The following is a 23,055-nucleotide window of genomic DNA, read 5'->3' as shown; positions in this document are numbered from 1 at the left end:
ATATAGGGGGTAAAACAGATAATAGATAATTGGCATCCTTATTTTGAAATAAATAAACAATGGGAAATTGTTAAATTTGGCGATATCGTTATCAATAAATTAAAAAGTAATATTTTATCTCTTGAGCATAAGGGGTATACAACATTAATAGTAGGTAAAAAAGGTAAAATGATTAACATTAATACTGCAATTAAGCGGGATATTCCAGTAATAGCAGCTGGTCGGGTTAGTCCTTATTCACATAATCAATATAATTTTAACGGTAACATAATCATTATTTCTTCATCGGGAGCATATGCTGGATATATTTGGTATCATAATTCACCAATGTGGACTTCAGATTGTAACGTAATTTATTCAATTAATGAAAAACTATTGTTAACTAAATATCTATATTTTATTTTAAAATCTCAGCAAAATATAATATACCAAAAGCAAGCTGGATCAGGTCAACCTCACGTTTATTTGAAAGATTTAGAGGATTTACAAATTCCTATCCCGCCTCTTGAAGAACAGCAAAAAATGGTAACAGAGCTTGATAATAATCAAAGTAAGATTGACAACCTTAAAAACTATATAAAACAATTTGAAAACAAACTAAAAACCACATTAAATTCTCGGCAATAATTGATGTACATTAACTACTTAAAAGATTTGATTGGTTTTAAGTCTGTAACTCCTAAGAGCGATGGGGCTATTGAGTATATTAATGATTTGCTTAAACAACACGGCTTTAAGACCGAAATAAAAATATTCGGTGATTCTAAAAGTGAGCAAGTCACTAATCTTTATGCTGTTTTCGGTAGCAATGAGCCTAATATTTGCTTTGTTGGTCATGTAGATGTAGTGTTGGCAGGCAATCATGAGCTTTGGCATAATGCGAGGCCATTTAAAGTTAGCCAGCAAGATGGTAAGATATATGGCAGAGGTGCGGTGGATATGAAAGGGGCTATAGCGTGCTTTCTAGCTGCCAGTTTAGATTTTATAAAAAATAATACCGATTTTAAAGGTTCCATTAGTTTCTTACTTACTAGTGATGAAGAGGGAAAAGCAAAGCATGGTACTAAAGAAATGCTGCAATATATTTATGATCAAGGATATAAGATAAATTTTGCTATTGTCGGTGAACCTACTTGTGAAAAAGAAATAGGCGATGCAATTAAGATTGGCAGAAGAGGAAGTGTTAACTTTAAATTAAATATAGAAGGCTTAAGCGGGCATGTAGCTTATCCTCATAAAGCAAATAACCCATTGCCTTGCTTAATAATAATATTGAATGAGTTAACAAATATAAAACTTGATGAAGGTACTGAATTTTTTCAACGTTCAAATCTTGAAGTAACGAATATCGAGGTCAGTAATAATACTTCAAATGTAATTCCGGCAAGTACGGAAGCATCTTTCAATATACGTTTTAATAATTTACATAGTGCAGAAACTTTAGCAAAACAGGTAGAAGAAATTATTAAACAGCATTGTAAAGAATATAAAGTAGATTATAAATTAGAATATAGTAGTTCTGCTGAAAGTTTTATTCAGAACCCTAGCGATAAAATAAAAGAATTTGCTAAAGTAGTAGAGCATACACTTAAAATAAAGCCTGAATTCTCTACAAGTGGCGGTACGTCGGATGCAAGATTCGTCAAAAATTATTGTCCGTTAGTAGAGTTTGGTTTATTATCCGAAACGGCACATAAAATAAACGAATACACAAAAATTAGCGATTTACAAAAATTATATGATGTGTATTATAACTTTTTGATGGAAATACTTTGATGTCATTCCCGCATAGGCAGGAATGACATAGAATCCATGCAACAAGGCCACCCTTTTACAGGAATGGCATTACCATACGCGGATGTGATGGAACTGGTAGACATGCAAGATTTAGGTTCTTGTGCCGTGAGGCGTGGGGGTTCAAGTCCCTTCATCCGTACCACTTAAATTTTCTCATAAAAAATAACATAAAATTTTTATGCAGCAATTTAGTATTTATCAAACAAGCGATGAATTGCTTCTAAAATCGATATTGCTTCTGATAGAAAAATGCTATCACTCTGATCTTAAAAGTGTGATATTAACTGCAGATGCAGATCAACAAGAAATGCTCAATAAAAATCTTTGGACTTATTCACGTAAGCAATTTATACCTCACGGTAGTAAACTTGACCCGCAGCCTGAAAAACAGCCGATTTATATTACCGATGAGTTACAAAATCCTAATAATGCTAGTGTGCTTGTTATTATTTCGCCTACAGATACAGGAAAAATTTTACAAGCAAAAGAGTATATAAGAGTTTTCAAAAGGATAATTATAATAACTGATTTACCGGAAGATTTAAAAGAATTAACAGTTAAAATAAATAAATTTACCGGACAGGAAAACAAAATAGATTGTTTTACTCAAAATCCTCGTGGAGCTTGGAATAAAGTAGTCTAATAAATTTATATTCTTTTACGTACAAATAAATATAATCCTATCGTTAAAGCAATAACCAAATTGAAATAACAAGCAAAAATAAAATCTAGATTTTTTGAAGCAAAATTTTGTAATATAAAATGAATTGAAGTAACTAGCAATACTGTTAAGGTAGAAAATAATACCGGCATAAACGTTGTTTTTTTGCTATAAGGATATCTCAAAAAAACTGCAAGTGCTACAAAAGGTAATACAAAATTGTATAAAGGCCAAATTATTCTTTGATGTGCTTCAGCAATTAATTTAATTTTTTTAGTAATGGCTAAATCATGAGGAGGGGCAAGTAATTCGCTTATATAATATTCGTTTGCTTCTTTATTATGTTTAGTTCTTTGCGATACTAAAGGATTATCATTTTGCAGTTTTATCATTAAAGAATCGAAAGTTAACTGAGTTAAATTACCGTTTACGTCATATTCTTGTCTTATGCCTTTATTAAGTTCAAAAATCGGGCTATTATCATATATATTAAGAGTACCTGAACCCGCAAATACTACTGATGGGTTATCAGCGTTGCGATTATCAAATATTATTACGCCGTTCATAATATTTCCTGCTGATTTTTTATCTATAAAAACAGTGATATCTTTCGTTACTTTATTAAAAGTTTTCTCTTCAATCATACTTGAGATATAATTATTCTTTATAAAGTTTAAACGTGATTTTAAGTTTATATGAGATAACGGCAGGATGTTAGAAGATATATAATAAGCAAGTAGCATAACTATTAATGCGACATATAAAGCAGGCAGTGCTAGCTGTACATTATTAACTCCTGAAGCTTGTAATATAATTAATTGTCGCTCGACTTTTAAATTATTATAGATATAGATCACGGTAATAACGATTATTACCGGTAACAGAATAAATAATAAAGTAGGAAGTACTAAAACTATTAAACTGAAGAAGTCCATAACTTTTATACCTTTATCAAATAAATATAAAAGTTTTAATATTTGCGTTATCCATACTATACTAGTCACTGAAAAAGTAACGACTATAAGCAGCGGTAAGATATTTTTTATAAAGTATTTTTGGTATAGTAGCATAATGTTTGTTTGGTTTTTTGATGTCATTCTCGTTTTTAGCTAGGAGCGATATCAAACGCTTTTCAAAAACTGTCCAGTACTATGGATGGTTAGATGGTTTTTGGGGGAACTCGTTCCCGGTTCATTTCAAAATAATTAAAAACCAAGTGTACTGTGTGAATCTAATTGTATTAACTCCAATGTGTCAGCATCGGGTTTTCTATAAATTAATACTAAATCCGGTTTAATATGACAATCTCTACAATCTTTCCAATTACCTATAAGGGCATGATCTCTCATATGTATAGATCATGTTATATCAGCAACCAAGTATCTAACTGCTTTCAGTAAAATATCATCCAAATTTATTCCACATTTAAACTGTGCAGTACATTTAATCGTTCTCATTTAAATCAGATAACAAATTATTGATATTACCAACATGAACTCATTTGCCGCTTCTTGCAGCTTTCATAGCTTTAATTGTTTCATCATTTGGGATAAGTGGCTCAAACGGCAATGCTTTTTCACGAGCAACACGAAATAACAGCATACGAACAGCATCAGATAAAGTAAGTCCCATAGCAGCAAGCACTAAAGCTGCTTCTTCTTTCACGTCTTCATTAATACGGGCTCGCACAATAGAATCAGCAGACATAAAAATCTTCTTTCAATAATGTAGCTACATTGTAGCGTGCATATTAAAAACTTTCAAGATTAAAAAACAAGTTTTTTATATGTTTTTTCTTAATTACTGCCTCATTAATAGACAATCCCCGATCTTTCTTATTATATGATTTGCAAAGATGTGATAAGTTAACTTACCTATCAGTATTGTTATAAATGCAATAATAATGCCGTAGATTATATCACTTGGGTAATGCATAGCAAGGCTTATGCGAGATAAAGACACGAGCATAATAACACAAATCATTAAGATTTTTAATGGTAATTTTGTATAATTCCAAGCAAAATACGTTACTAACACGCTAAGAGCTGCGTGGCTGCTTGGAAAGCTTGAAAAGCATCTTTCGTTTGCAGTATTTATTATGGTCATGAAACTATCTACAGGAAGACTGCAATAAGGGCGAGGGAAATTAACTGAAAATTTAAGAGCGGTAAAAATTAAACCGAATACCCCATATATTATACCGATTTCAACTAACTTATTATAATTGTGCCAGAATTTATTTTGCCGCTTCTTATCATTTTTGGTTTTCTTTAATTGAATATAAAAATATATACAGTATAAAATATATATTAAAGCGAAATTAGCGATATTAAAACAAAACGAAATTATTTTAAAAAAATAAGGTATAAAGCCGATATTAGTAATTTTATTCAAAAATAAGAATATTTCTTGATTTAAGCCGCAAAAATTATAAAAAACTTCAAACATTATTTTAAATATTTATGTTACAAGTAACAATACTTGGGTGTGGAGCATCTATAGGCGTACCGGTGATCGGGTGCGATTGTAGTACTTGCACATCTCCTTCAAAGTACAATAAAAGGACTAGATCAGCAATATATATTAACGATGAAAATAGTCAAATATTAGTTGATTTCGGTTTTGATATTAGAAATCAACTATTACGAGAAAAGATAAATAAGCTCGATTGTGCTATATTAACACATTATCATTCCGATCACGTTAACGGCATCGATGATTTACGAGTATTTACTTTTATGCAAGGCAAGCCATTTGAAATCTATACAGATCACGATAGTACGGCAAAGCTCTATACAAAATTTGATTATCTATTTAACAATAATTTATTTAAGCTTGGGCGACTGTTCACAACTCAATCTGTTAGTTTTTTTGATAAAATTAAGATTAATACTATCGAAATACAATTTTTTAGACAGCATCACGGTCCTATAGATAGCTTGGGCTTACGTATAGGTGATTTCGTTTATTCGCCCGATTTAATCGATTTTCCTCCTGAATCAGATAAATTTTTAAAAGATATAAAAATATGGATATTAGATTGTATGGATTATAAATCAAATCCGAATCATGCAGGGCTTGATAAAGTTCTAGAATGGCGTGAAAAATATAAACCTGAGCAGATATTATTAACCAATATGAGACACACAATAGATTATCATGAGATTACGAAAATACTTCCAAATAACGTTAAGCCGCTTTATGACGGTTATAAATTTACGGTCTAGTTTATGATTATTTTAGAAAAAGTTTGTAAGCGTTATGGCAAGAATTACGCAATTAAGAATATTGATTTAAGTTTTACTACTAAGGAAACTACTGTAATAATCGGTCCTTCGGGAAGCGGTAAAACTACTCTGCTTAGAATTTTAAATAATTTAGAAGAACCAAGTAGCGGTACTTTTTTGGTAGACGGGAAGAAGCTACTGCTTAAAGATAGAAGAAAGCTTCTTTTAAAAGTTGGTATGGTTTTTCAAAATTTTAATCTATTTCCGCATTTAACGGTAGGAGAAAACCTAATCTATACGCCGGTAAATGTTTTAAATTTGCCAAAAGAACAGGCAATTTCTATGGCAAAGGAATTGCTTGCAAAATTTAAGCTAACGCAAAAATTTGACTCATATCCGGCAAGCCTATCAGGAGGGCAAAAGCAACGCACCGCAATAGCAAGGGCTTTAATGATGAAGCCGAAAATTTTGTTATTCGACGAACCGACTTCGGCACTCGATCCTGAAAATATTAAAGATGTTATAGAGAATATAAATTTATTAAAAGCTCAAATGAGCATGGTAGTGGTCACGCACCATTTGAAGTTTGCAAAATTAATAGCGGATCGTGTTATTTTTATGGATCAAGGACAGATTTTAGCAAATCAGCCTGCCGAGGATTTTTTTAATAAACCGGCATCGCATCGAGCTAGGTTGTTTTTAGAGAATATCGGCGATTTAAGGTGATTTTCTTGATAAAGATAAAATGATAGCCTATAATTAGTATTAATTATAGGTATCCTCAATGAACTTAAAAAACTGGCTACGTCGTCTAAATAAGTTCGCAGGTAGCCACGTATTAAGGATACGCTCCGTTCCTAGTCTTGCAGACTCCTTGCTCTTTTCCAAGTTGATCTTCGTATAACTTTCTTCGTTTACTTGGAGTCAATAATGGAACATATTTATGCAAATCTAGCAGTTAGTATATCAGAATTTAAAAAAAGCCCTACTGCATTATTGGATAAGGCAAGTGGTGAGCCTGTTGCCTTATTAAATCATAATAAACCGACTGCTTATCTAATTCCAGCTGAATTATATGAGCAAATTATTGAAGCTTTAGATGACTAATATTTATTAGAGCTTGCTACTATTAGATTAAAAGATAAAGAAAAGGCAATAGCGGTTAATTAGTATATAATTTGTTTAGAAAGCTGGATTCCTGCTTTCGCAGGAATGACATAGAATCAATAAATAATATCGCCATATGAATAAAAAGCTTATCCTATTTTTTAGTATAATGTTACTATTATCACATCGTACATTTTTGGCATAGACATGAGTAGAATGACCGCAAAAACTAAAAAGCTTGAATTACAAGGAGGAGCAATTGCAATTTTATACACAGGTGAAGTTATTTATAAAACAACGTTTGGAAATCAGAAAGGTAATAGTGGAGTTATTTATGGATAAAACTTTATTTCCTTTAGCATCGGTTTCAAAAGCTGTTTCAGCAACGGCAATTGCATTAATGGTAGATCAAGAAAGTTGAGATTTTGATGAAAAATTCAAATTACCATACCTAAAAATGCTATTAGTCTTAATAATATTTTAAGCCATACAACAGGTTATCAATTCTCAGGAAATATTGAAATTGAGCAACGTTGCTAAAAAAACAACAAGCTAGTTGTAAACCCGGGCAATGCTATAAGTATAGTAACATATTTTAGTTTACTTGAAGAAGTTTTAAATTGTAAAAAATCAAGTTTAAATGCTGCAATAGATAATTTGCGTACAACGCTTAAAACGCAAGATATATAAATATTACCGCTAGGGCCAAATGTACAACTTATCCGCATTCTAAAGCAATAATAGACGGACAGGAGGTAATAACATTGCTGCCGTTTCCGCCTTATTACCCAAAGACGGTACCTGCATCTGTCGGTATTTTTGCATCGATAGATGGAATGATTGAAATATTCACACTTAGTTTTGGTTATAAACCGAATCTTATTGCTAAAAGTACTTTAGATCGTATGTGTAAAATAGTAAAATCAAACAAAGATGTTTTTGGATTTAAAATGGTAACCGATTTGGCCTATTGATCAAAAAATGATTGAGTCATATTATGTTCTTGGATGGCGTATTCTTAAAGTAAAAGGATGCTCAAATAAGGATTTAATTTTTCACTCAGGCTATATAATTAACGGTATTAATTCTTTTATTGGCTTTATACCGTCAGAAGAACTTGGAATTATTATTCTAGTGAACCAAGAAGGTAGTTTTCCACTTAAAAATGGGCTGGGACTTTGGTTTGATTATATAGATTTAAATTTATATACTCAGATAGAACTTCGTATACCTATTCTTTATTTACTTGTAGTATATTATATGAATAAAAAACTCATAAAACTTATTTTTATCATTTGTAGCACCGTAATTGTAACCGGTTTATTATACAAATATATCAATCAACATTATCCAAAATTTTTTAAAGCACCACAAAATATAGGGAGTTTTTGTGCGTCATTATTAATATTATTTAGTATAATTTACAGTACTATTAGCCAAAATGAAATACGCAGATTTTGTTTGCAATTAGCAATGTGGGCAGTAATTTTCTTAGTTATAATAACCGGTTATGCTTTTAGGTTTGAGCTGAACTACGCTTATCATAGAGTAATGTCTGCTTTAATTCCATCATATAAATGGTCTACTGAAGTCGGAGAAATTATTATAGCCCGTAGCAGAGACGGGCATTTTTATATCAATGCTTTTGTAAATAACGTTAAAATAAAATTTATGGTAGATACAGGGGCAAGTGATATAGCTTTAACTAAAGAAGATGCTCAAAAATTAGGCTTTGACTTAACTAAATTAAAATATACTAGAACTTATCTAACAGCTAACGGCGAAAATAAAGCCGCCCCTATAACCTTAAATAGTGTAGTAATCGGTACGGAATTTAAGAACATCAAAGGACATGTAGGTCTTGGTGACCTTGATATTTCGCTTCTTGGTATGTCGCTACTTGAGCGTTTCAAAGGTTTCAGGATTGATAAGGATTTATTGATCTTGAATTATTAAACTTCTTGCATAACTTGCTTCTAAAGGCAATTTGTACGTCGATCCTAATCCCTAATCTTCACGTATGTCTATATATGCTGCAGCGGCCAGTGCTTCCGTGTATCCTTTAAATTCCTCTCTATAAACTGCTTTGGAAAGATGTCTATTTTTTACAAATTTCCTTTTTATTAAGAAGTAGTTAAATTATTAATTATTTCTTGGCCTTTATATCAAAAAGTGCTAACATGCCTTTTTTTAATAAAAGGGGTTTTGTGTATAAATCTAAATATGACGAAATCAATTTGTTTAATGCTATTTACAATGAAGACATTAAGAAGATCAAAGAACTTGTCAATAATAAGATTATAATATTGATTTTGTTAAACTTTATCTACAAGATGCTTGTAATTTGAAAAAATTTTTAGAAACCGGTAAAAAAGAGCTAACAGAAGAGCAAAAAGAAAAATTAGAGCAAAAATTAGATAAACTAAACGATATGATTATCCCTTCTCTTAAGGATAAAATAGGGATAAAACGCTATTGAAATATAAAGAAATATATAATGATGACAACAATGAAGAATATCAAATATTAAAAGAGAAACTTAAAGTTTTGCCTGAGATAGTGCAAACAGAGCTTAATGAGATGTTGGGGATAATACATCTTATTGTGATGATATTTTGTGAATAAATATGGATACCAAATCGTCACGAGCTAAGCGACTAAAGACGTTGTTGCGTGGAGCAGTTTTTCCGTCATTGCGAGGAATTTTACAATAGTAAATTAACTAAGCAATCTTGGGAAGAATTCCTGAGATTGCCACGCTCACTAACGTTCGTGTGTAATGACGACTTGTATCCACTCAACACGATCTTTGCAAGAATGACATAAGAGCAGTGTTAAAACGGCATTTTAAAGCCTGGTGGTAATCTCATACCGTTTAAAGCTCCTGATAAAGAATTTTGAGAATCTTCATCACATTTTTGTTGAGCATCATTAAAGGCAACTTTAATTAAATCCTCAAGCATTTCTTTTTCTTCTGCTTTTAATAAAGATTCATCAATTGAAATCTTTTCAACTTCGCCTTTACCGGTTGCAATAACCTCAACAAGTCCGCCGCCGGCTTTACCGGTATATCTTGCATTTGCCATTTGTTCTTGAGCTTCTTGCATTTTCTGTTGCATTGATTGGGCTTGTTTTAAAAACTGATTAAAATTTACCATAATTCTATCCTATATATTTTTAGCTTTTAAGTAAAATATCCGAAATTGTTATATTTGGGAAATGTTTTTTAATTAAACCAAAATCGTTACTTGCTTCAATCTTACCAATTAACTGATTCTTTAAGGTTTGCTTGTTCTGCTCTTTTATTATTACTATCTCAAACTTTTCATTAGTAAAAGCAGATAACAAATCATCTATTTGTCTTTTTATTTTGCTTGTAACTTCAAGACTTACGAACTCTAATCTATTATTACTGAGATTTTTAAGTTCCGTATGATTGAGCAGGAAATAATATATATCTATCTCATTATTTTTATATAAATATTCAAGAAAATCTACAATTTCAAAATTTTTTTTTATTTCCGGATTAATTGATTGATTTAAATTTTGATTATTACCGTCAAAATCTGTAAGCAAGGGTAGCGACGTCGAATATATAGATTTTATAACTAACATTTCCGTTTCTGTTAGTTGGTTATAGGAAATTTTTATTTCCCCTACTCCCTTATTATATATTTGCCATAAGATTGATAAGTGCGGCAAGCTGGTTTTATCTAATATGTTTTTAGTTCTATCATTAAATGATTCATATATAGGCAAACTATAATTAGGTAATATTTTTACTTTATTAAGATAAGCAATAAAATCTGATGCCGATTCTATAAAAATCTCAAGATTAACCGAAGAACCGTAAAGTTTATTTATTAAATTTATAGCGTTTTCCGTCTCTCTGTGGATAATACATTCGACAAATTCTATTATAACCGAACTATCGACAAGCCCAAGCATTTGATTAATTACTTGAGGACTAATTATATTGTCAGATTTCACCGACATACTAGCTGCTTGATCTAAAATAGAGACTGCATCACGTGCCGATCCTTCCGATTTGTAAGCTATAATTCTTAGTGCTTCTATATCGGTTTTTAAATTTTCTTGCTTAGTTATATATTCAAGTAGCTTAAAAATCTCTTCAAAACTCAACCGCCTTAAATCATAACGTTGACATCTTGAGATAATAGTTGCAGGTATCTTTTGTACTTCCGTCGTTGCAAAGATAAATATTATATGAGGTGGTGGTTCTTCCAGTGTCTTAAGAAGTGCATTAAATGCCCCTTTAGAGAGCATATGCACCTCATCAATAATGAAGATTTTATGCTTACCTTGTAGGGGCTTATACTCGGCAGATTCTATAATTCTACGTATGTCATCTACGCTAGTTTTACTTGCCGCATCAATTTCGATTATATCAGGGTGATTATGATTATTAAAGCTGATGCAATTCGTACATTCCTCGCATGTTTTAATAGTCGTATTTTCGGTAATTAAAGCAGAACAGTTGACGGCTTTAGCAATAATTCGGGCGGAAGTAGTTTTACCGACTCCTCTAATACCTGTTAAAAGATAGCCTCCGGCGAGCCTATCGTTTAAAATAGTATAGCTTAAAACTTTGACTAATACCTCTTGCCCCTGAAGCTCGGCAAAGTTACTAGGACGATATTTCCTTGCAAAAGGAATATATTGATTTGATGAATTTATATCTAGCACGATAGTTATAAGACTTTATATAAAATTTATTTTGTATATGTTTTACTGAGAATTCCTACTTTCGCGGGAATGACATAAAACGAGCCGCCTTGCTGTAGAAATGACATCAAAATTAGAATAATGCTAGTAATGACCCATCGAATCCCACTCTGGCTGCTTCCTTTCAGACCTGACCGACTAAACAGGTACAATGCCCACTACTAGCATAATTAACATAACCTGTTTATTGTCAAGAAACAATATATTTTTTTTCTATTTCCGATTTTGTTAATCTTTTAGGAGGACCGAATATTTCAGGGTTTTTTATTTTAAACAAATCATCGGAAAATTTTTGTACTTTAGCTATTTTATCAAAAGTAATAGTGACTATATTATTATCTTCAAATATTTTTAATGCTTCAATTTGTTGAGTAGCTTTATTAAAAGTAATTTCGCTACGTTTTTCCGTTAGAGTATGATAGATAGTAATTTTAGAAATATTTCTTGCGTTAATTACCGCTTCAAAAACAAAATCCTTGTCAAAATGCTCATTATCTTCTAATAAAAAATTAAATGTATTTTCGCTTCTATTAATACGGCTTACTTGCTCCATATCATAATCATACATCGATACGAAATTTTTAGTACCTATTATAACTAAAGGGAAAGGAGGATAATAATTACATCTAAAATTATAAGGTTTATGGATCAGTAATTTTCCTTTAACTATTTTACCGTACGAATCTTCTTGAGTAAAATCTATCGCAACCGATTTTATCGTACGTAGATAAGTTTTTAGCTCCGAAATAGCTGTTTTATCATCTGCCCCAAATGCTAAGCTTGAATTCACAAAAAGATAAATAATGATTAGAAAAAATATTTTTTTCATTTTCGTTGTTTTATATTTTAAATTATGTTTAAAATACCTTATGTATTCAGTTAATGCAAAATATAATTAGTATTTATGAAAATCGTTGCTTTAAAAGAAAAAGCCAAGCATGAAACACGAGCCGTGATAACTCCTGAAGTAGCAGGATTGCTAGTCAAAAAAGGCTATACGGTTATGGTAGAAAAAGATATAGGGCTTCATGCCGGTTTTCTTGATGAAGAATATGTTGCTCTAGGTGCTAAAATATCTTCGGTACCACTCGAAATTATTTCTGATGCTGATATTATATTAAAGGTGCAACCTTCATCCGTTACGGATAAATATAGTGAGCTTGAACTTGCAAAAAAAGGAGCAATTATTGTAGGATTATTATCGCCTTATTTAAATCATGAATATATAAAAGCGGCAGCTAAAAAAAACCTTACGACTTTTGCTATGGAGTTTGTGCCGAGAATTACTAAAGCTCAAAATATGGACGCTTTATCTTCTCAAAGTAACTTAGTAGGCTATAGAGCGGTAATTGAAGCAAGCTATCATTATACAAGGGCTTTTCCTATGATGATGACGGCAGCAGGGACGATTTCACCGTGTAAAACTTTAGTGCTTGGTATCGGTGTTGCCGGTCTTCAAGCTATTGCAACGGCAAAAAGGCTTGGTAGCATTGTTGCAGGATATGATGTAAGAGCTGCTACCAAAGAGCAGGTAGAAAGCTTAGGAGCTAAGTTTGTTTCACCGGAATTACAGGAGGATTTACAAGATAAATCAGGCTATGCTCACGAGAGTTCGGAAGATTATAAAGCTAAACAAGAAGAATTTTTAGCAAAAATTATTAAAGGATATGATATAGTGATTACTACTGCACAAATTCCGGGAAAAAAAGCACCTCTGCTTGTTACGGAAAAAATGCTAGAATCTATGAAGCGCGGCTCAGTGATTGTTGATATAGCGACTAGTACAGGCGGGAACGTGGAAGATTCAGAACCGGATAAGATCGTTACTAAGCACGGAGTTACCATAATAGGTTTATCAAACCTTGCTACTAAAATTGCTACCGACAGCTCAAAATTATATGCTAAGAATTTGTATAATTTTCTAACCTATGCATTGCAAGATGGTAAGTTTAATATGGATGATGCGTTAGTACGTGAGATGTTGATTACTAAAGACGGAAAAATTGTGAGTGAGAAATTAATATATGAATCAATTACCGACGATGGCTAAACAGGCTGCTGAAATTGCCCATAATACTCAAGAATTATCAGATAAATTAAAAGATTTGGTAATAGATACTAGTTGGCAAACAAACACAAGTACTATAGATCCGCTAGTATTTGCTATAACTATTTTTGTATTAGCTTCTTTTGTGGGCTATTATGTTGTGTGGAAAGTAACTCCTGCACTTCATACTCCGCTTATGTCTATTACTAACGCTATTTCAGGTATTATAGTTCTTAGTTCTATGATTGCTGCAAGTAGCTCTGCTTTTGGGTTTCCCGGTCTACTAGGGTATTTTGCAACGCTGCTTGCTTCTATAAATATCTTCGGCGGATTTATAGTAACAAAAAGAATGCTCGAGATGTTTAAGAAGAAGTAATTAATAATGTCGTACCTGCGTTGTTGATACCCAAATCGTCATTGTGCAGGGGTTGTTGCATGGATCGAAAAACCTACTCGATGTTGTCCCTGCGTAGGCGGAAATGACATAACGAGCCATACGGTTAACGTTTATAGTGACAAAAAAATCAAATTAAAGTTCTAGTTCTTTATATTCAACGGTAACTACTTCGTATGATTTAGATCCTTTCGGTGTTGTAACTTCTACAAAATCACCTACCGATTTTCCAATCAAAGCTTTTGCTATAGGAGAAGCGATTGAAACTCTTTTTCTAGTTATATCGGCTTCATATTCTCCTACAATAATATATGTTACTTCTTCTTCAGTATCGTCGTCGATCAAAGTAACCATAGCCCCGAATTTTATGTTATCTCCCGATAATTTACCAATATCAATAATTTCCGCTCTTGCCGTCATATCTTCAAGCTCTTTAATACGCCCTTCTATAAATGCTTGTTTCTCACGTGCCGCTTCATATTCCGCATTCTCGGATAAATCGCCGTGTTCTCGTGCTTCGGCTATATCTGCACTAATTTTTTTACGTTCTACATGTTTTAAATGTTTAAGCTCGTGTTCTAATTTTTCAAAACCTTTAGCGGTGATAGGAAATTTTGTATTCATAATTATATTGTATAGATTTAGTAATTTTAGTATACTATTTTCAATAATATAGATTTCAGCAAGTATATTTGTAATAGTGAAATTTGTCAAATAAGCCTTTTTAATTATTTGGCATTGCTTAAATATCGTCATTGCAAGTAGTCCTTGTCTAAGCGGATTCTGTTATGTCATTCCTGCTTTTACAGGAATGACATCGAATACTGCTCGCAATGATGTTGGCATTATTTCTCATATAACAATAGCAACAAATTAGTAATCTTATGGAAATTAAAGATTTTGACTTTGAGAAAAAGCGTAAAATTTTCCACTTATCGGCTATAATATTTCCGCTGCTTTATTTATTTATTCCAAGAACCGCTATTACGTTATTATTATTTATAATAACGGCTATTACATTATATTTAGATGTATCACGTCATAATAATGCAAAAATTAGCGAATTTGTAACTAGATTTTTTTCAAAAGTTATAAGGCTTGAAGAAAATAACGGTTCTTTTGCTTTAAGCGGCGTTAGCTTTATGATGCTCGGTTTTTTCTTAACTGCTCTTCTTTTTCCTAAAAATTTAGTGATTTGTTCGTGGTTGATTTTAATTATTTCAGATTGTTTAGCGGCTCTTGTCGGCGTTAAAATAGGAAATAGCTTAGGTAACGGTAAATCTATAGCCGGTTCTATTACCTTTTTAGCTTCTGCAATTTTTATAAGTATATTAGTGTATTTCTATTTAGGATATAATACAAGTTTTATTATTATTATTATAAGCTGCATAGGGGCTTCAGTAGCTGAATTTTATTCAAAAGATTTAAGAATTAACGATAATTTGTCTATACCGCTTTCTTATTGTCTTTCTACAGCTATTCTTTCCTACATATTGTAATATAATGAGAGTTGCACCGGAATTTTATGAGTTCTTAAGAAACCGTATTAACATATCGGATGTAGTGCGGCAAAAAGTAGCTTTAACTAGAAAATCCGGTAACTATGTAGGTTTATGTCCCTTCCATCAAGAAAAGACCCCATCTTTTACGGTTAGTAATAGTAAGAGATTTTTCTATTGTTTTGGTTGTAAAGCAGCCGGTGACGTTATAAAATTTACTTCTAATATTAGCGGTTTATCTTATAATGAGTCTGCTATAAAGCTTGCAATCGATTACGGTATAGAGATACCGAAATTAACTGCAAAACAGAAAGAATTTTATGAAGAATCCGATGAAATTCTAAATATTTTAGAACTCGCCAATAAGTTTTTCAGGACACAATTAACACCTGAAATATTACATTATCTACACGAAAGGGGTATTACCGAAGAAACAGTAAAAGAGTTTTCAATAGGCTTTGCCCCGAAGAATAATAAATTTGAAAAATTTTTTCACGATAAAAATATAGATATTATAAAGCTTGGTAAAGCAGGGCTAATCGGCAAGCGAGAAAACGGTGAAATATATAATTTATTTTCTAACCGTATTACTATTCCAATTAGAAATATTTACAATAAAATTGTAGGCTTTGGCGGTAGAGTACTAGGGGAGGGGCTGCCTAAATACTTAAATTCACCTGAAACTACAGTATTTCAGAAAAGTGAAACTCTATACGGTGAGCATAAAGCGATAAGCAGTAGCTATAAAAAAAATCATTCGATTTTAGTAGAAGGTTATTTTGATGTTATAGCACTACATCAAGCAGGTTTTAGTGAAACGGTTGCGAGTCTCGGTACTAGCGTTACCGAGAATCACTTACATAAATTATGGCGTGCTGGCGATGAAATTATATTATGTCTTGACGGAGATAATGCAGGCATAAAAGCTAGCATAAGAACTATTAACTTAGCATTACCGCTTATTAATAGTGAAAAGAAAATTTCTTTTATTAGGTTACCAAGTGGACTTGATCCCGACGATGCAGTAAATAAAAACGGTACTAATTTTTTTGCAAAGCTTATAGATAAAAGAATAAGCTTATCAGAAATGATTTGGCATATTGAGTATAGCGGCAAGAGTTTTAAAACTGCCGAAGAAAAAGCTAATTTAGAAAAAAATTTAAAAAATTATTGCAGCAAAATATCGGATAGTGATTTAAAAGCAAGTTATTACAGGTTTTTTAAAGATCAAATATGGCAAAATTTAGTTACAACGCAGAAGAAAGCTACAACTAAAAACTTAAATTTGGCTCCTATAATTTCAAGTCACGGCTATTCGGAGCTTGAAATACTAGAACACGCTTTTTGTGCTTTGTTGGTTAAATTTCCTATAATTCTTGAAGAAAAAGAGATTAGAGATTTCATCTTAAATTTAAATTTTAATAATAAATCGCTTGAAGAATTCCGTAATTGGTATTTAAACGAGATTATAGATAATAACGTAGAAGCAAGTGAAATTACTGCAATTGTGGAAAAAACTAGCTTTTTTGATATTTTTTTATTATTATCAAAAACGGATAATTTGTTTTTAGATAGCTCATTTAATAAAAATAATATCAGACTGGATTTATTATGGCAGTGGCTACATAAGAAATATTATCTAATAAATTTACAACAAGAATATGCTATTACCATAAACAGTAATGACAATCACGACTTTGAAAAAGTTTTACTATATAAAAAAGAAATTCTGAAGATTGCAAATGAACTGCAAGTTTTAAACGAATCTTTTATTAATCACACGATAACTTAATTATTTCAAACTTCTTTTAAAAGAAAAAAGCATATAGGTATTTAATGAGCAATAGCAATATAGACAATGATCTAGATAAAATAGATAGTTTACTTAAAAAAGCTAAATCTAAAAAGATACCGGTCACTTATGATGATATAAACAACGCTCTTCCTCTTAATAAAAATCCTTCAATAAGACAATTAGAGGAAGCTATATTAAAATTTTCCGATGCAGGAGTAGATATTTTAGAATCTAATGAAGATGATGAAATTAAGCTTGATATCGGAATGGATGAAGAATTTAAGCTATCTACCAATGTTGATAATGAACCTGAGGATGAGGTAGAAGAAGAAAATATAGGTATTACCGATGATCCTGTAAGATTATATCTTAAGGATATGGGGGGAGTCGATCTTTTAACTCGTGAACATGAAGTAGAAATAGCAAAAAGGATTGAGGAAGGACATAAAACAATGACTGCTTCCTTATGTAAAAGCCCTATTGCTATGCGTTGTTTTATAGTATGGTATGAAGATTTAGTTAATGAAAAAATGTTACTACGTGATCTGATAGATTTAGAAGCTAACATGTTACATGACGAAACACCCGAAAATGATGAAGAACATAGTAGTGAGACCGAAGGAGAAGAGCATGAGGATAATCATTTATCTATGTCTAGAGTAGAAACGCAGATATTACCTAATATTATAGAGCGTATGAAAAAGATTGCTTTTATCTGCGAAGAGCTACTCATTGAAGCTAAAAAATGTTATGAGAAATCTTTTGAGCCGAAGGTTTTACAAAATAGCAAAAAATATAATAATTTGGAATTATTAATAAATGAAGTTTCGGAAATACATTTTAATTCTAAAAGAACGGAAGAAATTTTAGGTAAGATGTATGGAATAAATCGTGATTTAATTAATAAAGAAACAGCTTTTTTAAAACTTGCTGAAAAATATGGGGTAACTCGCCAAAATTTCCTTGATGAATATATAGGATCGGTTATCAATGCAGCATGGAAAGAAAAAATGCTGAAAAATAAAAAAGTCGCTTGGAAAGAGTTAATGACTAAAGAATCGGATTATATAGATCAAATGATTGCTGAATTATCGGTTATAGAATCTAAAACCGGTCTTTTAGTTAATGATTTTAAAAAACTAGTGAATACTATACAAAAAAGCGAGAGACAAACGCTACAAGCAAAAAAAGATATGATAGAAGCGAATTTACGTTTAGTTATATCTATCGCTAAAAAATACGCTAATAGAGGATTGCAGTTTTTAGATTTAATTCAAGAAGGTAATATAGGACTTATGAAAGCGGTGGATAAATTTGAATATCGCCGTGGTTATAAATTCTCTACCTATGCTACGTGGTGGATTAGACAAGCTATAACAAGAGCTATTGCCGATCAAGCAAGGACTATACGTATTCCTGTGCATATGATTGAAACAATTAATAAGATACTACGTACTTCAAGACAAATGCTTAATGAACTCGGATACGAACCAACAGCAACGGAAATCGCTAACCGTCTTTCAATGCCGCTTGATAAAGTGCGTAAAGTCATGAAAATAGCTAAAGAACCTATAAGTCTTGAGAATCCCGTAGGTGATGATAGTGACGGCGGTCAATTAGGCGATTTTATCGAAGATAAGAATGCAGTAGCACCGATTGATGCGGCAATTCAGTCAAATTTACGAGAAGTTACCACTAGAGTACTTGCAACCCTTACGCCTCGTGAAGAAAGAGTGCTTAGAATGCGTTTCGGTATAGGTATGAATACTGACCATACATTAGAAGAAGTAGGGCAGCAATTTAAAGTAACTAGAGAACGTATAAGACAAATCGAATCAAAAGCTTTAAGAAAGTTACAACATCCTATTAGATCGAAAAAACTTAATAGCTTTAGAAGCGGAGGAAAGCGTGGTGACGGTAATCCATCGGATTTACTAGAAGCATGATAATACTTATACTGTCATCCCGTGATTTGGGATCTCAGGACACGGACTGTGATACAAGATCCCGTGGTCAAGCCACGGGATGACAGTGGATTATTATGTATCGATATAAAATTACCATTGAATATTTAGGCACGGATCTTGCAGGTTGGCAAAGACAAGCAGGAGTAATGTCGGTACAGCAGATATTAGAAGAAGCGATTTATAAATTTTCCGGTGAACAGGTAATATTGTTTGGGTCAGGAAGGACAGATGCCGGTGTTCATGCTATAGGTCAAGTAGCACATTTTGATCTTGCAAAATATTTAGAACCTCACAAAATTATTACAGCTATCAACTATTTTGCAAGACCGTATGCCGTAGGGGTATGGAATTGTGAATTAGCCCCCAATAATTTTCATGCTAGGTTTTCGGCTACCTCTCGTTATTATATATATAGAATTATTAATAGACCTTATCCATCGGTGATTGATTTAAATAGAGCATGGTGGATTAGTTCACCTTTAGATGTGCCGGCTATGCAACAAGCTGCCGCCTATCTATTAGGCAAACATGATTTTACTTCATTTAGGGCTAGCTCATGTCAATCAAAATCACCGATTAAAACTTTAACTGAACTTAATATTATTAAAGAAGACGAAGAAATAAAATTATATCTTTCAGCCCCGTCATTTTTGCATCATATGGTACGTAATATTGTCGGCAGTTTAGTACTTGTTGGTAAAAATATTTGGCAGGCAGAACAAATTAAAGATGTTTTAGAAGCCAAAGATAGAAAAGCCGCTGGTCCTACTGCTCCCGCCTCCGGTCTTTATTTTGTGAAAGCAGCGTATTAACAACCATAAATTTTGTCATTACAATGCCTCCCTTGCATAGGCATTGTTATGTGGATACCACCTTGTCATTGCAATCTTAGGATATTTGACGAGATTGCCACGCAAGTACTACGGTTGCTCACAATGACAACCGGGTATCCATCTACAAAGCACACTCGTAATGACGTCCTAAATTAGTACACTACGACACTGTCAATAAACTGTATAATTTTTCATGGATGTTAGTTAGCTTACCTATATCATTTCCACCGGCTTGAGCAAGGCTTGCTTGTCCACCTCCGCCGCTGCCACCTAAGAATAAAGAAAGTTTTTTTGCAATTATATCTGCATTGTATTTGTCTGTTATAGCTTTACTTACCGCAACCGTAATAGATAATTTACCAATTCCTTCGGCAATATATACCATTATCAAATCTTCTACTTTTTTTGTTAAATTTTCGGCAGCTTGACGTAATATTTTATTGTCTATATTTCCTACTTTTTTATATAATAGTTTTATTCCTGTTATTTGTGCAGCTTGCTTTTCAATTTGCTCTATACTTAAATCTAAACTAGCTAAATGAGTTTTTTCTAACTCTTTCTCAACTTCCTTGTTACGCTCTAAGATATTATTAACCTTAGTAATAAGTTCATTTTTATTAGTTTTGAAACTGCTTTCTATCGATTTAAGTAAACTATCCTTTTCTCTCATTAATGTAATTACGAATTCACCGCAAACTGCTTCAATTCTACGAACACCTGCTGCTATAGCACTTTCGCTTGTGATTTTAAAGCAACCGATGTCACCTGTACGTCTGACATGCGTACCGCCGCATAATTCTAAAGAAGTCTCACCCATCTTAACTACTCTTACTTCAGAGTCGTATTTCTCGCCAAAAAGTGCCATAGCTCCTTGTTTAACTGCATCTTCAGTTGCCATTAATGTAGTAGTTACTTCATGATTATCTCTAATAATCTCATTTACCTTATCTTCGATTAAAGTGATTTCTTCATTAGTCACAGCTTTAGAATGGCTAATATCAAAGCGTAAATAAGTCGGAGCGACTAACGAACCTTTTTGAGTAACATGTTTCCCAAGTACCTCATGCAATACTGCATGTAATATATGCGTTGCCGAGTGATGAATTCTTAAATTTTGCCTATATCTTATGTCTATACTAAAATTAGCATTCTCGCCTACGTTAATCTGCCCCTTTTTCAAAATACATTTGTGGACTATAATAGAACCTAAATATTTTAAAGTATCTATTACTTCTACTTCAGAATCTTTTGCAAATATCGTTCCGATGTCACCTATTTGACCGCCTGATTCACCGTAGAAAGGAGTTTGGTTGCTGATTAGTAGGAATTGTGTATCTATTTCTTTTATATCATTAACTAAATTATTATTTTTGATTAATGCAATTATTTTACATTTTGCTTCATTAAGTGTATATCCTAAAAACTCCGTGCTACCATGTTGCTCTTTGATATCAAACCACAACTGATCGGTTTTTGATTCACCGGAGCCAAGCCAAGATTTTCTAGCACGTTCTTTTTGCATAAGCATTTGCTCTTCAAACCCTTTGTGATCAACGGCAATATCACGGTTTTTTAGAATATCTTCGGTTAAATCAAGCGGAAATCCGTAAGTATCGTATAGTTTAAATGCTACTTCTCCTGATAATTCATTACCTTTTGTTAGCGTTTCTGTTTCTTCGGTAAGAAGTTTGAGACCACGTTCTAATGTGGCTTTAAATCTAATTTCTTCTTGTTCTAAGATACTGCTTATAAAGCTTTCTGCTCTTTTAAGTTCAGGATAAACATTCCCCATTAAATCAACAAGTTTTGGCAGTAATTTATACATTAACGGCTCTTTTGACCCAAGCATATGAGCATGCCTCATGGATCTTCGCATAATGCGGCGAAGTACGTAACCACGCCCCTCATTTGAAGGAATAACGCCGTCAGCTATTAAAAAGCTACTTGCTCGTAAGTGGTCGGCAATAACTCGGTAAGAAAATTTAGCTTCTCCCTCTACTTTCACTTTTACTATATTTTCGGTAAAATTAATTATTTCCTGAAATAAATCTATATCATAATTGTTGTTAACATGCTGTAATACTGCCGTCATACGCTCAAGACCCATACCGGTATCGATAGATTTTTGCGATAATTCTATGCTAGTATCTTTATCGATTTGTTCATATTGCATAAATACCATATTCCAAATCTCGATAAATCTATCACCGTCTTCATCTTTAGTACCAGGAAGTCCGCCATATATTTGTTCACCGTGGTCGTAAAAAATTTCGGAACAAGGACCGCAAGGGCCAGTATCACCCATTGACCAAAAATTATCGTTTGTTTTGATCTTTATGATGCGATCATCCCCAAAACCTGCTATTTTTTTCCAATAAGCAGCTGCTTCGTCATCAGTATGATAAATTGTTGCATAAAGCTTGTCTTTTGGGAGTTCAAATTCTTTAGTCAATAAATTCCAAGCGTAATATATGGCTTGTTCTTTAAAATAGTCACCAAATGAAAAATTACCTAGCATTTCAAAAAAGGTATGATGTCTTGCCGTATAACCGACATTCTCAAGGTCGTTATGCTTGCCGCCGGCTCTAAGAGACTTTTGACTAGTTACCGCTTTGTTATAAGGTCTTTTTCCTTGTCCGGTAAAAACATTTTTAAATTGTACCATTCCGGAATTAACAAACATTAAGCTAGGGTCATTGTGTGGAATTAACGAGCTGGCCGGTACATGTGTATGATTATTTGCTTTAAAATAAGTTATAAATTTACTTCTAACTTCTTCGGTGGTAAATTTAGTCATGGTAAGATATATTATTTAATGTTATGTCATTCCGGAGAGGATCATTTTTCGTCATGGCGAGGAAAATTACGTAGTAATTGTACGTACGCAATCTCGTGCCAAAGTCCTGAGATTGCCAGGCTCCTTATCAGTCGTTTGCAATGACGGTTCGGGTATCCACGCAGAAATAACGTCCAGTATAGTAA

At 32.5% G+C, this 23,055-nt stretch carries 24 protein-coding genes, 1 tRNA gene, 1 other RNA gene and 3 pseudogenes; 18 read left to right on the top strand and 11 right to left on the bottom strand.

All coding sequences use genetic code 11. From position 1 onward, the window contains the following. The first annotated feature begins 18 nt into the window (after positions 1 to 18). The 4 genes from TENJIKU01_RS09430 to TENJIKU01_RS01725 all read left to right on the top strand — a co-directional run bounded on the left by TENJIKU01_RS09430 (position 19) and on the right by TENJIKU01_RS01725 (position 2,440). The gene (locus TENJIKU01_RS09430; RefSeq protein WP_371440155.1) at positions 19 to 627 is read left to right on the top strand and encodes a restriction endonuclease subunit S; all 609 of its coding nucleotides are present in this window, start codon (positions 19 to 21) and stop codon (positions 625 to 627) included. A gap of 3 nt (positions 628 to 630) precedes the next feature. After that, the gene (dapE, locus tag TENJIKU01_RS01735) at positions 631 to 1,776 is read left to right on the top strand and encodes a succinyl-diaminopimelate desuccinylase (RefSeq protein WP_064428976.1); all 1,146 of its coding nucleotides are present in this window, start codon (positions 631 to 633) and stop codon (positions 1,774 to 1,776) included. A 78-nt stretch (positions 1,777 to 1,854) separates the two neighbouring features. Then, positions 1,855 to 1,939 (top strand) — tRNA-Leu (locus TENJIKU01_RS01730). Positions 1,940 to 1,975: 36 nt separating this feature from the next. Further along, on the top strand, positions 1,976 to 2,440 hold the full coding sequence (locus tag TENJIKU01_RS01725; RefSeq protein WP_064428975.1) for a DNA polymerase III subunit chi: 465 nt from the start codon (positions 1,976 to 1,978) through the stop codon (positions 2,438 to 2,440). A gap of 5 nt (positions 2,441 to 2,445) precedes the next feature. On the opposite strand, the gene TENJIKU01_RS01720 is transcribed toward TENJIKU01_RS01725, so the two are convergent. The 4 genes and pseudogenes from TENJIKU01_RS01720 to TENJIKU01_RS01710 form a co-directional block, all read right to left on the bottom strand. Continuing rightward, the gene (locus TENJIKU01_RS01720) at positions 2,446 to 3,528 is read right to left on the bottom strand and encodes an LptF/LptG family permease (protein WP_064428989.1); all 1,083 of its coding nucleotides are present in this window, start codon (positions 3,526 to 3,528) and stop codon (positions 2,446 to 2,448) included. A gap of 135 nt (positions 3,529 to 3,663) precedes the next feature. Further along, positions 3,664 to 3,915: pseudogene (locus tag TENJIKU01_RS10545) on the bottom strand (type II toxin-antitoxin system YafQ family toxin). Between the two features lie 40 nt (positions 3,916 to 3,955). Continuing rightward, on the bottom strand, positions 3,956 to 4,165 hold the full coding sequence (locus tag TENJIKU01_RS01715; protein WP_064428974.1) for a type II toxin-antitoxin system RelB/DinJ family antitoxin: 210 nt from the start codon (positions 4,163 to 4,165) through the stop codon (positions 3,956 to 3,958). Between the two features lie 93 nt (positions 4,166 to 4,258). Beyond that, positions 4,259 to 4,906 (bottom strand): phosphatase PAP2 family protein, encoded by a 648-nt coding sequence (locus TENJIKU01_RS01710; protein WP_064428973.1) that lies wholly within the window; start codon positions 4,904 to 4,906, stop codon positions 4,259 to 4,261. Positions 4,907 to 4,920: 14 nt separating this feature from the next. On the opposite strand from TENJIKU01_RS01710, the gene TENJIKU01_RS01705 reads away from it, so the two are divergent. The 6 genes and pseudogenes from TENJIKU01_RS01705 to TENJIKU01_RS01670 all read left to right on the top strand — a co-directional run bounded on the left by TENJIKU01_RS01705 (position 4,921) and on the right by TENJIKU01_RS01670 (position 8,748). After that, a complete protein-coding gene (locus TENJIKU01_RS01705; RefSeq protein WP_064428972.1) occupies positions 4,921 to 5,685 on the top strand; it encodes an MBL fold metallo-hydrolase in 765 nt (254 codons plus the stop codon). Between the two features lie 3 nt (positions 5,686 to 5,688). Next, a complete protein-coding gene (locus TENJIKU01_RS01700; RefSeq protein WP_064428971.1) occupies positions 5,689 to 6,411 on the top strand; it encodes an amino acid ABC transporter ATP-binding protein in 723 nt (240 codons plus the stop codon). A 204-nt stretch (positions 6,412 to 6,615) separates the two neighbouring features. Beyond that, positions 6,616 to 6,855 (top strand): annotated as a pseudogene (locus TENJIKU01_RS01695) (type II toxin-antitoxin system Phd/YefM family antitoxin). A 196-nt stretch (positions 6,856 to 7,051) separates the two neighbouring features. Continuing rightward, a complete protein-coding gene (locus tag TENJIKU01_RS08215) occupies positions 7,052 to 7,213 on the top strand; it encodes a hypothetical protein (RefSeq protein ID WP_172795010.1) in 162 nt (53 codons plus the stop codon). A gap of 343 nt (positions 7,214 to 7,556) precedes the next feature. Further along, positions 7,557 to 7,766, top strand: a complete 210-nt coding sequence (locus tag TENJIKU01_RS01680; protein WP_064428969.1) for a hypothetical protein — start codon at positions 7,557 to 7,559, stop codon at positions 7,764 to 7,766. A gap of 286 nt (positions 7,767 to 8,052) precedes the next feature. Then, positions 8,053 to 8,748, top strand: coding sequence for a TIGR02281 family clan AA aspartic protease (locus tag TENJIKU01_RS01670; protein ID WP_064428988.1), 696 nt, complete (start codon positions 8,053 to 8,055; stop codon positions 8,746 to 8,748). A gap of 54 nt (positions 8,749 to 8,802) precedes the next feature. On the opposite strand, the pseudogene TENJIKU01_RS07125 reads toward TENJIKU01_RS01670, so the two are convergent. Then, positions 8,803 to 8,916: pseudogene (locus TENJIKU01_RS07125) on the bottom strand (palindromic element RPE1 domain-containing protein); the annotation flags it as partial. A 220-nt stretch (positions 8,917 to 9,136) separates the two neighbouring features. Here TENJIKU01_RS07125 and TENJIKU01_RS10090 point away from each other — a divergent pair. Continuing rightward, entirely contained in the window at positions 9,137 to 9,271 is a 135-nt protein-coding gene (locus TENJIKU01_RS10090; RefSeq protein WP_255374161.1) for a hypothetical protein, read from the top strand. Further along, positions 9,268 to 9,417, top strand: coding sequence for a hypothetical protein (locus TENJIKU01_RS08795; protein ID WP_014273875.1), 150 nt, complete (start codon positions 9,268 to 9,270; stop codon positions 9,415 to 9,417). Before TENJIKU01_RS10090 ends, TENJIKU01_RS08795 begins: the two co-directional genes overlap by 4 nt. 209 nt (positions 9,418 to 9,626) lie before the next feature. Here TENJIKU01_RS08795 and TENJIKU01_RS01665 read toward each other — a convergent pair whose 3' ends face one another. The 4 genes from TENJIKU01_RS01665 to TENJIKU01_RS01650 form a co-directional block, all read right to left on the bottom strand. After that, positions 9,627 to 9,950, bottom strand: coding sequence for a YbaB/EbfC family nucleoid-associated protein (locus tag TENJIKU01_RS01665; RefSeq protein WP_064428968.1), 324 nt, complete (start codon positions 9,948 to 9,950; stop codon positions 9,627 to 9,629). Between the two features lie 19 nt (positions 9,951 to 9,969). Continuing rightward, positions 9,970 to 11,499, bottom strand: coding sequence for a DNA polymerase III subunit gamma/tau (dnaX, locus tag TENJIKU01_RS01660; protein ID WP_064428967.1), 1,530 nt, complete (start codon positions 11,497 to 11,499; stop codon positions 9,970 to 9,972). 115 nt (positions 11,500 to 11,614) lie between these two features. Beyond that, positions 11,615 to 11,708, bottom strand: an RNA gene (ffs, locus tag TENJIKU01_RS01655) — signal recognition particle sRNA small type. A gap of 20 nt (positions 11,709 to 11,728) precedes the next feature. Then, positions 11,729 to 12,367: an outer-membrane lipoprotein carrier protein LolA gene (locus tag TENJIKU01_RS01650; protein WP_064428966.1), complete on the bottom strand. Its 639-nt coding sequence runs from the start codon at positions 12,365 to 12,367 to the stop codon at positions 11,729 to 11,731. 75 nt (positions 12,368 to 12,442) lie between these two features. Between TENJIKU01_RS01650 and TENJIKU01_RS01645 the strand changes: the two genes are divergently transcribed. After that, positions 12,443 to 13,588, top strand: coding sequence for an NAD(P) transhydrogenase subunit alpha (locus TENJIKU01_RS01645; protein ID WP_064428965.1), 1,146 nt, complete (start codon positions 12,443 to 12,445; stop codon positions 13,586 to 13,588). After that, entirely contained in the window at positions 13,563 to 13,961 is a 399-nt protein-coding gene (locus tag TENJIKU01_RS01640; RefSeq protein WP_010977888.1) for an NAD(P) transhydrogenase subunit alpha, read from the top strand. The genes TENJIKU01_RS01645 and TENJIKU01_RS01640 overlap by 26 nt, the downstream gene beginning before the upstream one ends. 153 nt (positions 13,962 to 14,114) lie before the next feature. Here the strand turns inward: TENJIKU01_RS01640 and greA are convergent, their stop codons facing one another. Next, a complete protein-coding gene (greA, locus tag TENJIKU01_RS01635; RefSeq protein ID WP_064428987.1) occupies positions 14,115 to 14,603 on the bottom strand; it encodes a transcription elongation factor GreA in 489 nt (162 codons plus the stop codon). A 260-nt stretch (positions 14,604 to 14,863) separates the two neighbouring features. Here greA and TENJIKU01_RS01630 point away from each other — a divergent pair, with 260 nt between their 5' ends. The 4 genes from TENJIKU01_RS01630 (at position 14,864) to truA (ending at position 20,052) form a co-directional block, all read left to right on the top strand. Next, positions 14,864 to 15,478 carry a diacylglycerol/polyprenol kinase family protein gene (locus TENJIKU01_RS01630; protein ID WP_064428964.1) on the top strand — a complete coding sequence of 205 codons (615 nt, stop codon included), beginning with the start codon at positions 14,864 to 14,866 and terminating at the stop codon, positions 15,476 to 15,478. Between the two features lie 4 nt (positions 15,479 to 15,482). Then, positions 15,483 to 17,270, top strand: a complete 1,788-nt coding sequence (gene dnaG, locus TENJIKU01_RS01625) for a DNA primase (protein WP_064428963.1) — start codon at positions 15,483 to 15,485, stop codon at positions 17,268 to 17,270. A gap of 44 nt (positions 17,271 to 17,314) precedes the next feature. Then, positions 17,315 to 19,219, top strand: coding sequence for an RNA polymerase sigma factor RpoD (gene rpoD / locus TENJIKU01_RS01620; RefSeq protein WP_064428962.1), 1,905 nt, complete (start codon positions 17,315 to 17,317; stop codon positions 19,217 to 19,219). Between the two features lie 95 nt (positions 19,220 to 19,314). Continuing rightward, complete coding sequence (gene truA / locus TENJIKU01_RS01615) at positions 19,315 to 20,052, top strand: tRNA pseudouridine(38-40) synthase TruA (protein ID WP_064428961.1); 738 nt, start codon at positions 19,315 to 19,317, stop codon at positions 20,050 to 20,052. A 181-nt stretch (positions 20,053 to 20,233) separates the two neighbouring features. Here the strand turns inward: truA and alaS are convergent, their stop codons facing one another. Then, on the bottom strand, positions 20,234 to 22,870 hold the full coding sequence (gene alaS, locus TENJIKU01_RS01610; RefSeq protein WP_064428960.1) for an alanine--tRNA ligase: 2,637 nt from the start codon (positions 22,868 to 22,870) through the stop codon (positions 20,234 to 20,236). Between the last annotated feature and the right edge of the window lie 185 nt (positions 22,871 to 23,055).

It is taken from the genome of Rickettsia sp. Tenjiku01, from assembly GCF_001653015.1.
In the GTDB taxonomy this organism is placed as follows: domain Bacteria; phylum Pseudomonadota; class Alphaproteobacteria; order Rickettsiales; family Rickettsiaceae; genus Rickettsia; species Rickettsia rickettsii.
This window is presented reverse-complemented; position numbering and strand designations above follow the sequence as displayed.

Bases quoted from the DNA above. Each gene is read 5' to 3' on its own strand.
- dapE (WP_064428976.1), top strand. From the start codon at position 631: ATGTACATTAACTACTTAAAAGATTTGATTGGTTTTAAGTCTGTAACT.
- TENJIKU01_RS01725 (WP_064428975.1), top strand. From the start codon at position 1,976: ATGCAGCAATTTAGTATTTATCAAACAAGCGATGAATTGCTTCTAAAA.
- TENJIKU01_RS01720 (WP_064428989.1), bottom strand. From the start codon at position 3,528: ATGCTACTATACCAAAAATACTTTATAAAAAATATCTTACCGCTGCTT.
- TENJIKU01_RS01715 (WP_064428974.1), bottom strand. From the start codon at position 4,165: ATGTCTGCTGATTCTATTGTGCGAGCCCGTATTAATGAAGACGTGAAA.
- TENJIKU01_RS01710 (WP_064428973.1), bottom strand. From the start codon at position 4,906: ATGTTTGAAGTTTTTTATAATTTTTGCGGCTTAAATCAAGAAATATTC.
- TENJIKU01_RS01705 (WP_064428972.1), top strand. From the start codon at position 4,921: ATGTTACAAGTAACAATACTTGGGTGTGGAGCATCTATAGGCGTACCG.
- TENJIKU01_RS01700 (WP_064428971.1), top strand. From the start codon at position 5,689: ATGATTATTTTAGAAAAAGTTTGTAAGCGTTATGGCAAGAATTACGCA.
- TENJIKU01_RS01670 (WP_064428988.1), top strand. From the start codon at position 8,053: ATGAATAAAAAACTCATAAAACTTATTTTTATCATTTGTAGCACCGTA.
- TENJIKU01_RS01665 (WP_064428968.1), bottom strand. From the start codon at position 9,950: ATGGTAAATTTTAATCAGTTTTTAAAACAAGCCCAATCAATGCAACAG.
- TENJIKU01_RS01650 (WP_064428966.1), bottom strand. From the start codon at position 12,367: ATGAAAAAAATATTTTTTCTAATCATTATTTATCTTTTTGTGAATTCA.
- TENJIKU01_RS01645 (WP_064428965.1), top strand. From the start codon at position 12,443: ATGAAAATCGTTGCTTTAAAAGAAAAAGCCAAGCATGAAACACGAGCC.
- TENJIKU01_RS01640 (WP_010977888.1), top strand. From the start codon at position 13,563: ATGAATCAATTACCGACGATGGCTAAACAGGCTGCTGAAATTGCCCAT.
- greA (WP_064428987.1), bottom strand. From the start codon at position 14,603: ATGAATACAAAATTTCCTATCACCGCTAAAGGTTTTGAAAAATTAGAA.
- TENJIKU01_RS01630 (WP_064428964.1), top strand. From the start codon at position 14,864: ATGGAAATTAAAGATTTTGACTTTGAGAAAAAGCGTAAAATTTTCCAC.
- dnaG (WP_064428963.1), top strand. From the start codon at position 15,483: ATGAGAGTTGCACCGGAATTTTATGAGTTCTTAAGAAACCGTATTAAC.
- rpoD (WP_064428962.1), top strand. From the start codon at position 17,315: ATGAGCAATAGCAATATAGACAATGATCTAGATAAAATAGATAGTTTA.
- truA (WP_064428961.1), top strand. From the start codon at position 19,315: ATGTATCGATATAAAATTACCATTGAATATTTAGGCACGGATCTTGCA.
- alaS (WP_064428960.1), bottom strand. From the start codon at position 22,870: ATGACTAAATTTACCACCGAAGAAGTTAGAAGTAAATTTATAACTTAT.